This is a genomic window from Levilactobacillus lindianensis (assembly GCF_003946095.1).
GTDB classification, from domain to species: Bacteria; Bacillota; Bacilli; order Lactobacillales; family Lactobacillaceae; genus Levilactobacillus; species Levilactobacillus lindianensis.
This window is the reverse complement of record NZ_RHOD01000018.1, coordinates 43,173-57,655: the sequence shown is the minus strand read 5'-3', so window position 1 is coordinate 57,655 and position 14,483 is coordinate 43,173. Positions and strand designations below refer to the sequence as shown.

The window sequence follows — 14,483 nt, the reverse complement described above, 5'->3', positions numbered from 1 at the left end:
AGCAACTTTGTTAAAGAGTTGAATAATCGTCCACGCAAGGTCTTAGGCTGGAAAACTCCATCTGAAGTGTTCTATGGAAAACGTTGCACTTGATTTGACAATTCGTCACAAAAAAAAAGTTCCACTCGTTTTGAGTGAAACCTCAATCAATTCTACTGATGCGTTTTAAGATACTTCAAAGCATCATCGAAAGTCTGAACTGGAACAACTTTCATGTTTGGTGCGTACTTCTTGGCGGTTGCCTTAGCCAACTGATAATTCGTCATGTGCTGTTCCTCATACTTCAGGAGTAGCTTAGAAGGTTTGACGTATGGCGCGAAGAAGACTGTTGCCCCGGCTCGTTTGGCCGTTACAATCTTCTTATCAATCCCACCAATCTCACCAACATTACCGTCGGCATCAATCGTCCCGGTCCCCGCAATGTTTTGGCCATGACGCAGGTTCTGCCCCATCAATTGGGTATAGATCTGCAGACTAAACATTAAGCCACCGGACGGTCCCCCGATATTTCCGGGATCAACCGTAACCTTTGGATTGGGTTTTACCTTGACGTTATCCGTCAGTGTAATCCCAATTCCGGCCTTCTTGGTCGGCAACGCCATCAGCTTAGCGGTTGCCGCATGTGCCTTACCCTGACGTTCATAAGTAATCGTCGCACGCTGGCCAACCCGTTGCTTCTGAATGTAATGCTGATAGCCCGTCATCGAATCGAAGTGACGCCCGTTAACCTTGGTGACGGTATCGCCGACCTTGATCTTCCCCGCAAATGGCGAATTCTTGGCAATACTGAGTACGTAAATCCCCAAGTACTGACGTGTCACGGGTTTCTTAGCGGCCCGGTAGGCCGTATAAATCGACTCATTAATCGCACTTTGCATGTAAAAATCCTGCACGCGATCGTAGGTGGCATTGTCCTGCCCACCAGTCACGTCGGCCACATCTTCAATGCTGTAATAGGGATTGAACTTGGCATAAATATAGGAAACCGGCCGGGCTTGCGCAACCGCCACGGCGGTAATCATATACTTTCCGTTATTTTTGTCCGGATGACCCGGCATCTTCACAAAGGTCTTGAGGTCATCGGCTTCGCCAGGCCCTTCGATATATTTTGGCAGGGGCAGGAAGAAGAAGGCCAGTACCAAGATGGCAATGACGGCGGTCAAAATCACCTGACGCCATTGTTTACCTGTCAACTTGAACATGCTCAGTCACGCTCCAATCGATCGCGTAACCCTTGCGCCACAGCCGGTGGCACCAGTGCAGACAGGTCACCCCCAAATTGGGCAACCTCCTTTAAGAGGCTGGAGGAAACAAACTGGTACTGCGGATCGGCATTCAAGAAGACCGTTTCAATCTCCGGTGCCAACGAACGGTTCATCCCCGCAATCCCCTGTTCGAATTCAAAGTCCGTGCTGTTTCGCAAACCACGGATCAAAACCGTGGCCTCATTGGCACGCAAAAAGTCCACAGTTAACCCATGCTCAATTTGCACACTGACATTATCTAAGTTTTGCGTACTCGTCTTGATAAAGGCCACCCGTTCTGCCTGGGTGAACACCCCACGCTTGGCGGTATTCTGCCCGACGGCAACGATAACCTGGTCAAAAATCTTGCTAGCCCGGGTGATCAGATCCAGGTGACCATTCGTCAGTGGATCAAAACTTCCCGGAAAAACAGCGGTTGTCATTAGTCTTCACTTCCTAAGGCATAAATTGTTAGTTCCGTAATGCCATAGTCTCGACGTTCAATAAAATCATAGCCCGGAACAGTCTCCGGTAACTTCGCCTTCTGATCGGTTTCACAAACGATCCGTGCATGAGGCTTTAACAAATTCAAGGCGCGCAACGTGGCCATTTGGTCGACGATCTTCTGCTGCGCATATGGCGGATCAAAATAGACCAGATTAAACTGATCGCCTCGGGTGGCCAGCTCCTTCAGTGCCCGATTGGCATCTCGCTTGATGATATCAAATTTTTCGGGGGCTTTCGTTACCTCGACGTTATCCCGAATGGTTTGGATCGCTGCATACTGGCGATCAATCAACACGGCCTCGTCGATACCCCGTGAGACACCTTCGATACTCAGTCCACCGGACCCGGCAAACAGATCGAGGCTCCGGCCACCATCGAAATACGGTCCGATAATATTAAACAAGGCTTCCTTCACCTTATCTGTGGTGGGACGCGTTGCCATCCCGGGGACAGCCTTCAATCGTCGGCCACCAAATTCACCTGCTACGATTCTCATTGGTCATCATCCTTTGCTTCAGGTGTTGCCACTTCTTCGGCAACACCATTAAACGTTTCACTAATTTCTGGTCGGTGGGAGGCCACCACCCGTTTGACAAACCGCAAGTGGCTGAGCTGATCGGTTAAGGACGCCACTTGGTCTTGATTGACGTACAGCACGACGTAACGCATCTTCTTGGAGACATACATCACAGTGCCGTAACGCTTTAATTGACGCGTTTGTTTTAAACTATACGTATAAACAATTAAACTCTGTCGTGGCTGAATTTCAAATGCCATGATTAATCCTCCTTTGCGTGACTAGGCCTGTCGTTCTCGGTTCTGTCGAGCACTAATATTCAGGACAACGCCCATCACTAATGCCAGTGTCCAGGTACTCGATCCCCCATAACTGACAAAGGGAAAGGTCACCCCGGTAATTGGTAACATCCCCAGCACCCCACCTAAATTAAAAAGGGTCTGAATCGTTAGATAGGTTGCCGAGCCGTAACAGACGAGCGCCTGATAAGTCGAATGACTCCGGATACCAACCAATACTGTCCGAACAATAATCGTGAACAATAGCGCAATCACAATAAGTGCCGTCACTAACCCCAACTCTTCGGCGACAATCGCCATGATAAAGTCGGTGTTGGGTTCAGGGAGATACCCCGTCTTCTGGATACTGTTTCCCCACCCAACACCGAAAATACCCCCATTACTTAGCGCATAATAAGAATTAACTAGCTGTTGTCCAACGGTCTGGGCATGCTCAAATGGATTGATAAACGCTACCAACCGCAACAATTTATAATTATGAACATGTCCACTCTCAGTAAACTTAACCGCTATTGGGAAAATAATTCCAACAATAAAGAGAAAGAGGCCCGAAAAATACACGATGGCCCGCCGATAATTAAACCCACTTGCCAAACACATAACCAATATGATAGCCGCATTAATCGCAGCCCCACCCATATCGGGTTGCACCAAGATTAAAATCACGATGATGAAACAGATCAGCACTGGCCGCCACATGGGCACCCACCAGTTCTCCACCTGGAGTTCGTCCTGGCGATGGTCAATGGCATTAGCCAGCCAGATAATCACGTAGAACTTCACAAATTCTGCCGGTTGGATACTGATGGGTCCCAAGTGGAACCAACCAGCCGCCCCATTAATAGTCTGGCCCATCGCAATCAGGAGAAAGAGTGCCCCGAATGCCAGCCAGCCGGCCAACCGGAGGATCGATCGATTTCGGAGCTTATTGATATTTAATGACAGCATAAACGTCACGATCAAGATTCCCATAAACACATAGATAGCCTGTTTAATCAGGTAGCTGGCGGGGCTCCCCCCGTTTTGCGAACCAATGTCCGCACTGGCTGAGTACACCATCACAATCCCAAACAAACTGAGAATGAGATAGGGTACCGCGATAATATAATCCAAATATTTTAACTTTCGCATACCTTTTGTTCGCTCCAAGTCCACCGTTTTAAAACGGCAATCGAATGTTTACATTATAGCATAGCTCACTCGAAATTTTTCGATAAAAAAACGGTAAGAACCGCGGTTAAACCACGATCCTTACCGTTATTAAAATTTTGTTTTAGAAATTACTTCCGTGAAGCAGTCTTCCGCTTCTTGGCAGCCTTTTCACGTTCGCTCGTGTTCAGAATTTGCTTCCGTAAACGAACGTGGTCTGGGGTGATTTCACAGTATTCATCTTCGTTGATGAATTCCAGTGATTCTTCCAGAGACATCTTCAATGGTGACTTAACCTTGGCGATATCTTCAGAACCGGCAGCCCGGACGTTGGTTTGGTTACGGCCACGCGTGATGTTGACAGAAATGTCATTGTCACGGCTGTTTTGACCAATAATCATCCCTTCGTAGACTTCAGTACCGGCATCGGTAAAGATCGTCCCACGGTCTTGGACGGCCATGATGGCGTAAGTCGTCACCTTACCAGAGTTGATGGAAACCAGAGTCCCGTTGTGACGACCTGGGTTCCAGTTCTTAATAACTGGCAAGTACTTGGAGAAGGTGTGGTTCATGATCCCGTATCCACGAGTCAAGGACAGGAATTCAGTTGAGTAACCGATTAACCCACGAGATGGGGCTAAGAAAGTCAAACGTGTTTGACCGTTACCAACGGCTTCCATGTTCTTCATTTCACCCTTACGTTGTGACAGAGTATCGATGATTGAACCGGTGTATTCGTCAGGCGTATCGATCTGAACAGATTCGAATGGTTCGCAACGAACGTTGTCGACTGTTCTGTAGATAACTTCTGGACGAGAAGCTTGCAATTCGTAACCTTCGCGACGCATCGTTTCGATCAAGATGGACAAGTGAAGTTCACCACGACCGGAAACGACCCAGGCACCGGGGTTGTCGGTGTCATCGACACGTAAGGAAACATCGGTATGCAATTCACGCTTCAGACGTTCTTCGATTTGACGAGACGTCACAAACTTACCTTCGCGACCGGCAAATGGAGAGTCGTTCGTCCGGAAAGTCATTTGCAGCGTTGGTTCGTCAATCCGTAAGATTGGAAGTGGTTCTGGCGTATTAGGATCAACCACCGTTTCACCAACGTTGATTTCATCCATCCCAGAAACGGCAATCAAGTCACCCGCTTGGGCTTCCTTGATTTCCAAACGCTTCAAACCGAAGTAACCAAATAATTTAGTAACTCGGAAGTTTTGCTTGGAACCGTCCAACTTCATAACAGAAACGCTATCGCCGACCTTGATCTTCCCACGGAAGATCCGGCCAATCCCGATACGACCAACGAAGTCGTTGTAATCCAGCATGGCAACTTGGAACTGTAAAGGTTCGTCGGTGTTGTCGATTGGGGCTGGAATGTGCTTAACGATAGTGTCAAAGATAGGCTTCATCGTGTGTTCTTGCGTGTCCAGTTCTGGGTCGTAGCTGGAAGTCCCGTTCATTGCTGAGGCGTAAACCACTGGGAAGTCCAGTTGGTCTTCATCGGCCCCTAATTCAATAAAGAGATCCAAAACTTCGTCCACAACTTCGGAAGGACGGGCACCTGGACGGTCAACCTTGTTGATAACAACGATTGGCGTCAAGTGTTGGTCCAAAGCCTTCTTCAAAACGAAACGCGTTTGGGGCATCGTGCCTTCGTAAGCGTCAACGACTAACAAAACGCCGTCAACCATGCGCATGATCCGTTCAACTTCACCACCGAAATCGGCATGTCCTGGGGTATCCAAGATGTTAATTTGCTTGTCGCCATAACGGACGGCAGTGTTCTTGGACAGGATCGTGATTCCCCGTTCCTTTTCGATTGCATTGGTATCAAGAGCACGGTCCTCGATTGACGCGTGTTCGTCCAACGTATCGGATTGTTTCAGCATTTCGTTAACCAGGGTCGTCTTCCCGTGGTCAACGTGGGCAATGATGGCAATGTTGCGGATATCATCTCTGATTTTCAAGTGTATTTCTTCCTTTCGTGCTTGGTGAATTAGATGGATCACGGCATGCTTACATCAGTAAGTACGCTTTATTGTAGCGTCAATGGTCGGCAAAGTCCATCCATACCGGCCGGCCGCATAAAAAAACTGTGACAGTGTCACAGTGAGACGTCATCTTCTTCAATTTGGAGAATATCACGTTGCGCTTTTTTCGTCGCTACTAGTACAAGGTTAGATGATAGCATATCGAGCGGCCGCCCGTCAATAGTTGAGACCTGAACGCCTAAACTATTCAGGAGAATTTGACCGGCTGCAATATCCCAAGGCTTTAGGTATGAAATATACCCCACCGTCTTCCCTAACAGACAATTGATGATTTCAATCCCGGCGCTTCCATAGACCCGCATCCCCGAACTGGCGTGAACAATGGCCTGCATATGGGCAATGTCATGGATCACGATGGGCGAGCTGGCCCCCATGAGGCCTTCAGCCAACGGCAAATCCTTTGGTGCCGTCAACTGGTCTTGATTAGCCCAAACGCCGTCTACGGCTGTCCCACCATGATACAGGACGTCCTTCATGACATCATAGATAAAACCAAGTTGGCCGACACCGTCCTGATAAATGCCAATCATCATGGCAAAATTGTCATGCTGCTTCACAAAATTCATGGTACCGTCGATGGGATCAACGATCCACACCCGACCCTTCAGGCTACTCAGATGATCACCAAAGCCCTCTTCTCCCAAGATATGGGCCTCAGGGTCAATTCGCCGAATCTCACGGACCAGGAAGCGCTCGTTTTCACGATCCACATTGGTTACAAGATCCTTGCGGTTGGTCTTCTCGGCCACGGTTAATGGGGAAGCCATCCGGTCGAGCACGCGTTTCCGGGCGGCTTGAAGCACAGCCATTACGTCACGATTCAGTTGTTGCCAATCCTGCATCATTAACCCCGGGCCTCCTGCATCTTGACCTTACCACCCTGTTCTCTAGCTTGCTTAACGGTCCGGTAGATACTGTAGCCAGACACCTTTTCAAAGTCTCTACCGAGTTGTTTCTCCTCGAACTTTTGCGGTACGACCGTTTGAAATGCCCGATAGGCCGCGATGATGTCCGCTGCGGGGACACCCTGAGCCAACTCGTAGGCGTCTTCTACCCGCTGGTAGAGGGTTGTGACCGCCACGATATCCGTCGTGGACCAATCTGTTTGCAATGGGTATTCATAATTACTATTCGACTTCACCAGTTATTTCCCCTCCGTTTGTTGCCCTTCAATGGTTTCTATTTCGGTTCGGATTGCCTTAATCTGTGCTGCAAACGCCTGCTCTTCGTCTTCGGAAAGAACTAAATTGGTCAAGTGCTTGACCCCTTTCTTTCCCACCAATACCGGTGTGGCCGCCGCAAAAACAGGGTCTTCCTGGTGAACATTGGTGACAGACGCAATCAGTGGTTGATCCGCAAAATTGGCCTGCAAGAGGCGGATCAACGCCATGTCACGTAAGATGGCCTGATCGCCGGCGGCCTCACGTTCCAACCAGCTACTCATCTTGCCCAAATCATCGGCATCAAAGTTGGCATCGGCATTGGCCAGGTACATCAGAATAGGTGCCGGTCCAACGTATGTTCGACTCCAGGCTGCAATGGGTTGACTAGCCGTACCAACCACAGCGGCTTGAATCACTGCGGCTCCCACGCCTAATCGTTCGGCCAATCGATAGGTCAGTAGCCGCGTTAACGGGTAGGTCCCGAGTCCCCAAATTTGACTGGCTGGTAAGCCGGAGAACTTCCAGGCAAAATAGGCCAAGAGTTCGTCCTGCTCACCTGAGAAGATGAGTTGCCCCGCAAAGCCATTTTCAACAATCCGTTTAATGAGCAATCGTAATTCGTCAACTCGCGATTGCAGGGTAGCGTCCTTCACATTACGGTCGAGAACGACCATCCAGGCTGCCTGCCCGTAATCGCTGGCCGTCCCCACTCGAATACTCAGATGGGGACACAAGGCACTGGCCACCACCAACGACTGATACCGTGGTGTATCTGTGGTTGTGTTGGGCATAACCACACAATCAAGCGGCAGGTCAGTGATCAGGAGCTGCTGTAGCAGCTGACTGGCTTGATCAAAATTCCCTTGAATCAGTAATGTTGGGTTCATGGTGACCCTCCTTTTAAACGTCAAAATTAAACTACATAGTTCCATTATAAGTAATGGGTCCTGGATAGCAAGCGCAACCACTTTATGATTTGAGTCCTCACAACTCCCGGCCAATGCCAAAAAGAGCGTATGTCAAAGGTGGCCAATCACTGCGCGTTAACAACGATAGGCGCAGCTACTTGTCAGTTGTCGCACGTTTTGACTATAGGCGTTCAGATCGCAAGAAAGGTCTGAGGCAAAAGTCTCAGACCCTTCTTTTGAAAAATAGAGTTGTCGCTCGCCCACTAAATGTGGGTTGGGAAGCCTAACGCAATATCGGCAGCTTCTTGAATCGGTTCATTTAACGTTGGGTGTGGGTGAATCGTCAAGGCAACATCCTCGACATTCATCCCCCCGTTAACGGTTAAGGATAATTCACCAGCTAAGGTGCTGGCTTCTGGTCCAACAACTTGGGCCCCAACGACGTTTTGATTCTCGTCATCGGTGTAGACGAACCGAACGAAGCCATCCGGTGCATCCAGTGAGACGGCCCGTGCATTCCCAGCAAATGGGAACTTCGACGTCTTCACCTTCAACCCCTTGTCCTTAGCTTCCGCCTGCGTGTAGCCGACGGTTGCCAATTCTGGGTCGGCGAAACAAACAGCTGGCACACTGGTCCAGTCATTGGCTGTCTTCTTGCCGGAGATGGCACCGGCAGCCGTCTTCCCTTCAGCAAAGGCCTTGTGAGCCAATGCGGCACCGGGAACGACGTCACCAACCGCCCAAATGTGTTCTGAAGCCGTACGACCTTGTTGGTCAACTTCGATCAAACCACGCTTGTCTAATTTAACCTTCGTGTATTCCAGACCTAACGTGTCCGTGTTTGGCCGACGACCAACAGTAACCATACAGTAGTCTGCCTTGATCGTGGTTTCCTTACCGTCAACTGCATAAGTGACCGTAACGCCTTGATCATCTTGACTAGAGCTCTTGGCCATCGCATTAGTAATGACCTCGACACCCTTCTTCTTTAACTTCTTAAGGACCACGGCAACCATGTCCTTTTCAAAGTTAGGCAGAATCGAACCCGTTCCTTCAATGATGGTCACGTGAGCCCCTAAGCTGGCATAAGCACCGGCTAACTCGGTTCCGACGTAACCCCCACCAATCACAACGAATTCCTTAGGAACTTCTGGCAGGTTCAGGCCACCCGTGGAATCCACCACGCGACCCTCAAACTTGAATCCAGGAATTTCAATCGGATGACTCCCAGTTGCAATGATGATGTTATTAAATTCAAACGTCTGACCTGTATCGGTCGACATGAATTGCTTTTCACCGGTTGGCATAACCCGGAGCTGGGTGTCACTGAGAAAGACTGCTTCGCCGTTAACCACGTCGACGTGGTGCTTCTTCATCAGCATCTTAACCCCACTGGTCATCCGGTCGACAACCTTGGTTTGTTTCCACTGTTGTGTTTGCTTGAAATCAATTGTCGCTGATTGGGTTGAAATCCCATAGGTCGAGGCATCCTTAGCTTGTTCCAAACGGTGACCCGCTTGAATCAGCGCCTTAGAAGGCACACAACCAACGTTGAGGCAGACACCGCCCAGCGTATCAGACTTTTCAATCAGCGTCACTTTTTGGCCTAATTCAGACGCGCGAATCGCAGCAACGTAACCGCCGGGGCCGGCACCAACAATGACGGTATCCTTTTTTTCAACATCTGCCATATTCCTGTCATCCTTCCATTAAGAGCATTTCTGGATCATGAAGCAAGGCTTTCAATTCATTTAAGATGTTCTGAGCTAAGGCCCCGTCGATCAACCGGTGGTCGTAACTCAATGATAACTTCAACATACGACCAATTACGATCTGATCATCTTCATTGACGTATGGTGCTTTTTCAATTCGGCCAACCCCTAAAATTGCAACTTCAGGTTGGTTGATAACTGGTGTGAACCAGCCCCCACCGATTGAGCCGACGTTACTGATGGTAATCGACCCACCGGCCATTGATGCTGGTGACAATTTGTTATCGTAAGCCGCTTGACTATTCTCAGAGATTTCCTTGGCAATCTGGAACATCCCTTTAGAGTCCGCGTTCTTGATGTTTGGCACGTACAACCCATGTTCGGTGTTCGTGGCAATCCCAATGTTGTAGTAGTGTTTCGTCACAATTTCTTGGGTGGTGTCATCAATCGAAGCGTTCAGTTCTGGGAAGTCCTTCATGACAGCAACTAAAGCCTTTACGATGTATGGCAAGAAGGTTAAGTGAATGTCGCGGTCGGCAGCAGCCTGCTTGTACTTCTTCCGGTTAGCCATCAGCTTGGAAACTTCGACTTCATCAAATGACGTGACATGTGGTGCAATATCCTTAGAAGCCCGCATACTCTTGGCAATAATCTTGCGCATTGGTGACATTGGTTCTCGGGTTTCTAATTCCGGACGGTCAGCGTTCCAAGGCTTGATAGCCTGGCCCGTAGCCTTAGTAGCGGCTGGTGCACTGGCAGCGGCCTTAGGGGTAGCTGCGGGTGCGGCGGCACCATTAAAGTTGTCGATATCAACCTTCAACACTTGGCCATGGTTCCCAGTTGGGGCAACCATAGTGATGTCAACACCCTTGTCGCGGGCATATTGCCGAACAGAAGGCATTGCCATGACTAACTTATTAGGATCGGAAGCGGCTGGCACACCTGTTGGGGCCGCAGCAACCGGTGCGGGACTCGCAGCCGGTGCTGCGGGTGCCGATTCTGCTGGCGCAGCATCCGCAGCTGGTGCGGCATCGCCCTTACCTAAGTCAGGTGGGGTGTCAGACCCATCGTCGATCACGATGAGTGGGTCACCAATTTCAACGGTGTCCCCTTCTTGGGCCACGATTTGAGCAACCTTCCCGTCAACTGGGGATGGTAATTCTGAAACCGACTTATCGTTTTGGATTTCGACTAATGTGTCGTCTTCCTTAACGGTATCTCCTTCTTTAACAAGCCATGAAGAAATCTCGCCTTCGGCCATTCCTTCACCAAGCTCAGGGAGTTTGAACGTATAAGCCATGGGAAAACTTCCTTTCTTTCATTAGAATACGAATAATCCCACATTAATTTCTTTTTAAACGGGAATTTTAATAGTTAAAGATTTCACGCGCCTTAGCTTCGACGTCATCCGCATTAGGAATCCAGTCATTTTCAGCTTGGGCAAATGGGTAGACGCTATCTGGCGCTGCTACCCGACCGATTGGGGCATCCAGAGACATAATCTTCTCTTCAGCGATGTCAGCCGCAACCGTCGCACCAACTCCGGCCATCCGTTGTGCTTCTTGGACAATCACGACCTTGTGGGTCTTGTCGATGGAAGCGAAGATGGTGTCCGTGTCGATTGGTGACAAGGAACGTAGGTCAATGACTTCAGCAGAGATATTATCCTTAGCCAAAGCATCGGCCGCCTTCAAGGATTCATTAACTTCGGCACTGTAAGCCACGATCGTGATGTCGGTCCCCTCACGAACCACCTTAGCGGAGTCTAACGGAACGGTGTACTTCTCATCTGGGACTTCAGCCTTCATGGAACGATAAAGCTTCAGGTTTTCCATAAAGAGCACCGGATCGTCACTTTCAACAGCCGAGATAATCATCCCTTTAGCATCGTATGGGTTGGCAGGTGTCACCACCCGTAGCCCTGGGGTACTCGTAAAGTAGTTTTCCAAGTTATCGGCATGCATTTCAGCGGTATGAGTTCCCCCACCAAATGGCGTCCGCACCGTTACAGGGAAGTTCTTTTGGCCCCCAAACCGATAGTGGTCACGCGCTAATTGCCCAACAATGCCATCCATGGCTTCGAACGTAAAGCCCATGAACTGAATTTCAGGGATTGGCCGCCAACCGGTCAACGATAACCCAATTGCTAATCCAAGAATCCCAGATTCAGCCAATGGCGTATCGAAGACTCGGTCTTCACCATACTTATCTTGCAGGCCAACGGTAGTCCGGAAGACCCCACCGTTTTTACCCACGTCTTCACCAAAAATCAAAGTCTTTGGATCGTCGTTCAACACTTGATCCAAACCGGAAGTGATCGCTTTAATATATGTCATTTTAGCCATGATTACTTCGACTCCTTTGCTTCGAATTCTGCAATTTGCTTCTTAACCGCCGGCGTTGGTACATTGTACGTCCACTTTAAGAAATCGGAGACCTTCTGTGCAGGTGCAGCTTCTGCTTCCTTCATCGCTTGCTTGAAGTCATCTTTATAATCGGCAACTAATTTATCTTCTTGGTCTTGTGACCAAACACCCTTGTCGGTTAACACTTTCCGTAACCGAATCAATGGGTCGGCATCAAACCAAGGCTTTTCTTCTTCTTTAGTCCGGTAACGCGAAGGATCGTCCCCAGCGGAGGAGTGCGCACCGTAACGGTAAGTTAAGGTTTCAATCACAACGGGACCATTACCAGCAACCGCAAAGTCTCTAGCAGCCTTTGCCACTTCGTGAACCGCCACGATATCCATCCCATCCACTTGGACAGAAGGAACACCCATGGCAACCGCTTTTTGAGCCAGCGTTTCCGCCGCAGTTTGTTTGTAACGAGGAACTGAGATTGCCCAGCCGTTGTTTTGCACGAAGAAGACTGCGGGTGCCTGGAAGGCACTGGCGAAGTTAACCCCTTCGTACCAGTCCCCTTGGGAAGTCCCACCGTCACCGGTGTAGGCAAAGGCCACGCGGTCTTCGTCTTTATTCTTCTTGATTCCCAGAGCAACACCGGCGGTTTCAACGTATTGTGCACCGATGATGATCTGTGGGAAAATCATATTTGGATTTGGATGTTGACTTCCTTCAACATGACCCTTGGACCACAGGAACCCTTTAGCAACGGTCGTTCCGTGCTGAATCATCTGTGGCAAATCCCGGTAGGCAGGTAACAGGAAGTCTTGTTCCTTAAAGGCAGTTACACTACCCATCTCACTGGCTTCTTCACCAGCGGTTGGCGCATAGAAACCGAGGCGACCCTGACGAGAAAAGTTCATGGTTTGTTCGTGTAATGTCCGTTCCCAAACCATTTTCTTCATAAAGTCTACCAGTTGATCGTCTGAATATTTTGCAAGAATGTCTGGATCAACCACCGTACCCTCCCGGTCAATGACTTGTACCGGGTGCTTATACGGATCGGCCATCGTAGCTTTGATTTTGGCAAAGTCTACAATCTGTTTGCTTCCATTAGCCATAAGTAACACTTTCCTTTCACTTGATATGAAATTGTTAACAAGAGTGAGTTAACTGTGCGTTTCCTGACTACAGTTATAAAGTACCATTTTTTCACACCTCTTGCAAGCCCTTTCATTCATGTGAATAAAGGGTTTGTGCTACTTTTCACATTCTGCTTGTGATCACCCTTTTTCTTGATTTTTTTAGTTAAGAAACCATTTTCTAACCGTTTCATTTTCCACTGGTTGTATGTTAAAATACAAAGTAATTATGATTAAATTTCGGAGGTAATGCTCGTGTTTCTCATGAAAGATATTGTTAGAGATGGTGACCCCGTTCTACGTCAAGAAGCCGCAGACGTCGTGTTCCCGCTCTCTGAAGAAGACCAACAACTCGCTAAAGACCTCATGGAATACCTCGTGGTTTCCCAAGATCCCGAACAATGTAAGAAATTCGGCCTACGGGCTGGCGTTGGTCTAGCTGCCCCGCAAGTTGGGGTTTCTAAGAAAATGGCTTCTGTCCTGGTACCCGCTCCAGAAGAAAACGGCAAGTCGCCTTTCACGGACGTGATTATCAACCCCGTCATCGTGTCGGAATCCGTTCAACAAGGTGCCTTAACCGAGGGTGAAGGCTGTCTCTCCGTGGACAAGGACGTCCCTGGATTCGTTCCCCGTCATGATCGGATCACCTTGCGTTACTATGACGTCAATGGTGAGAAACACCAAGTTCGCTTGAAAAACTATCCCGCTATCGTTTGCCAACACGAGATTGACCATCTCCACGGGATGCTCTTCTACGATCACATCAATAAAGACCAACCATTCAGTCGCGATGAAGATACCATTATGATTGATTAATTAAAAAAACTCTGAGGCATCAAATCCTCAGAGTTTTTTTGTGGCTAATTACACAGCCGGATCATTTAATTTTTTTAAATCCTTTAAGTACTCAACTGTCGATTCATTCATTAAATAGGCAACGTCTAAATGGAGTTGACTCTCATACTCCCAGATATCGCTGACGATGAAGGCCGAACCGGTCCCCATTGACTTGATCTGATGGTCGGCACTATAGCTGGCCAACGCGGTATTCAAGGCTCGTTCCAATTCGGGGAGCCGCCGCTCAGTATCCATTGCAGCCGGCAAGCTGTACTCGAAGGCCATGACACCGCGGCCCCAAACATCCGCCACGGTCTCCGCCTGTCGAATCTGGGCCTCGGACTCACTCAGCACCTGGTCATTAACCAACCGTTGTAGCGCGGCCTTAACCGCCATATCGGTATCATATTGAGCCGATCGCCGGACAATTCGCGTGGCTCGTTGGACAATCATCCGGTGAATCATTTCGTAAACTACAATGGCAATGATAATCCCAATGATTATTTCTATTATTAATGCCATGGCGTCTCCTCCGTTCACTTCGCGTTAGCTTAATCATAGCATGTTTTTCGGTCTAGGGGTAATTCTATACAATCACCTGAA

At 48.9% G+C, this 14,483-nt stretch carries 15 protein-coding genes; 1 reads left to right on the top strand and 14 read right to left on the bottom strand.

The window, feature by feature from the left end; genetic code table 11:
• Positions 1-152 precede the first annotated feature (152 nt).
• From EKM70_RS08270 to pdhA, 13 genes are all read right to left on the bottom strand, one after another.
• Positions 153-1,202 (bottom strand): SepM family pheromone-processing serine protease, encoded by a 1,050-nt coding sequence (locus EKM70_RS08270; RefSeq protein ID WP_125546938.1) that lies wholly within the window; start codon positions 1,200-1,202, stop codon positions 153-155.
• Between the two features lie 2 nt (positions 1,203-1,204).
• Positions 1,205-1,687, bottom strand: a complete 483-nt coding sequence (gene coaD / locus EKM70_RS08265; RefSeq protein WP_125546936.1) for a pantetheine-phosphate adenylyltransferase — start codon at positions 1,685-1,687, stop codon at positions 1,205-1,207.
• A complete protein-coding gene (rsmD, locus tag EKM70_RS08260; RefSeq protein WP_125546934.1) occupies positions 1,687-2,247 on the bottom strand; it encodes a 16S rRNA (guanine(966)-N(2))-methyltransferase RsmD in 561 nt (186 codons plus the stop codon). Before rsmD ends, coaD begins: the two co-directional genes overlap by 1 nt.
• A complete protein-coding gene (locus EKM70_RS08255; RefSeq protein ID WP_125546932.1) occupies positions 2,244-2,528 on the bottom strand; it encodes a YlbG family protein in 285 nt (94 codons plus the stop codon). Before EKM70_RS08255 ends, rsmD begins: the two co-directional genes overlap by 4 nt.
• Positions 2,529-2,549: 21 nt before the next feature.
• Positions 2,550-3,698 carry an FtsW/RodA/SpoVE family cell cycle protein gene (locus EKM70_RS08250; protein ID WP_125546930.1) on the bottom strand — a complete coding sequence of 383 codons (1,149 nt, stop codon included), beginning with the start codon at positions 3,696-3,698 and terminating at the stop codon, positions 2,550-2,552.
• Positions 3,699-3,847: 149 nt separating this feature from the next.
• Entirely contained in the window at positions 3,848-5,692 is a 1,845-nt protein-coding gene (typA, locus tag EKM70_RS08245) for a translational GTPase TypA (RefSeq protein WP_125546928.1), read from the bottom strand.
• Positions 5,693-5,829: 137 nt separating this feature from the next.
• Positions 5,830-6,621, bottom strand: coding sequence for an inositol monophosphatase family protein (locus EKM70_RS08240; protein WP_125546926.1), 792 nt, complete (start codon positions 6,619-6,621; stop codon positions 5,830-5,832).
• The gene (locus tag EKM70_RS08235; RefSeq protein WP_404819868.1) at positions 6,621-6,917 is read right to left on the bottom strand and encodes a UPF0223 family protein; all 297 of its coding nucleotides are present in this window, start codon (positions 6,915-6,917) and stop codon (positions 6,621-6,623) included. Before EKM70_RS08235 ends, EKM70_RS08240 begins: the two co-directional genes overlap by 1 nt.
• Positions 6,918-6,920: 3 nt before the next feature.
• On the bottom strand, positions 6,921-7,826 hold the full coding sequence (locus EKM70_RS08230; RefSeq protein ID WP_125546922.1) for a Rossmann-fold NAD(P)-binding domain-containing protein: 906 nt from the start codon (positions 7,824-7,826) through the stop codon (positions 6,921-6,923).
• 284 nt (positions 7,827-8,110) lie between these two features.
• Positions 8,111-9,538: a dihydrolipoyl dehydrogenase gene (gene lpdA / locus EKM70_RS08225; RefSeq protein ID WP_125546920.1), complete on the bottom strand. Its 1,428-nt coding sequence runs from the start codon at positions 9,536-9,538 to the stop codon at positions 8,111-8,113.
• Between the two features lie 7 nt (positions 9,539-9,545).
• Positions 9,546-10,859: a 2-oxo acid dehydrogenase subunit E2 gene (locus tag EKM70_RS08220; RefSeq protein WP_125546918.1), complete on the bottom strand. Its 1,314-nt coding sequence runs from the start codon at positions 10,857-10,859 to the stop codon at positions 9,546-9,548.
• 67 nt (positions 10,860-10,926) lie between these two features.
• Entirely contained in the window at positions 10,927-11,904 is a 978-nt protein-coding gene (locus EKM70_RS08215) for an alpha-ketoacid dehydrogenase subunit beta (RefSeq protein ID WP_125546916.1), read from the bottom strand.
• Positions 11,905-11,906: 2 nt separating this feature from the next.
• Positions 11,907-13,022: a pyruvate dehydrogenase (acetyl-transferring) E1 component subunit alpha gene (gene pdhA, locus EKM70_RS08210; protein WP_125546914.1), complete on the bottom strand. Its 1,116-nt coding sequence runs from the start codon at positions 13,020-13,022 to the stop codon at positions 11,907-11,909.
• Positions 13,023-13,298: 276 nt separating this feature from the next.
• On the opposite strand from pdhA, the gene def reads away from it, so the two are divergent.
• The gene (def, locus tag EKM70_RS08205) at positions 13,299-13,859 is read left to right on the top strand and encodes a peptide deformylase (protein WP_125546912.1); all 561 of its coding nucleotides are present in this window, start codon (positions 13,299-13,301) and stop codon (positions 13,857-13,859) included.
• A gap of 48 nt (positions 13,860-13,907) precedes the next feature.
• Here the strand turns inward: def and EKM70_RS08200 are convergent, their stop codons facing one another.
• On the bottom strand, positions 13,908-14,402 hold the full coding sequence (locus tag EKM70_RS08200; protein WP_125546910.1) for a hypothetical protein: 495 nt from the start codon (positions 14,400-14,402) through the stop codon (positions 13,908-13,910).
• Positions 14,403-14,483 lie beyond the last annotated feature (81 nt).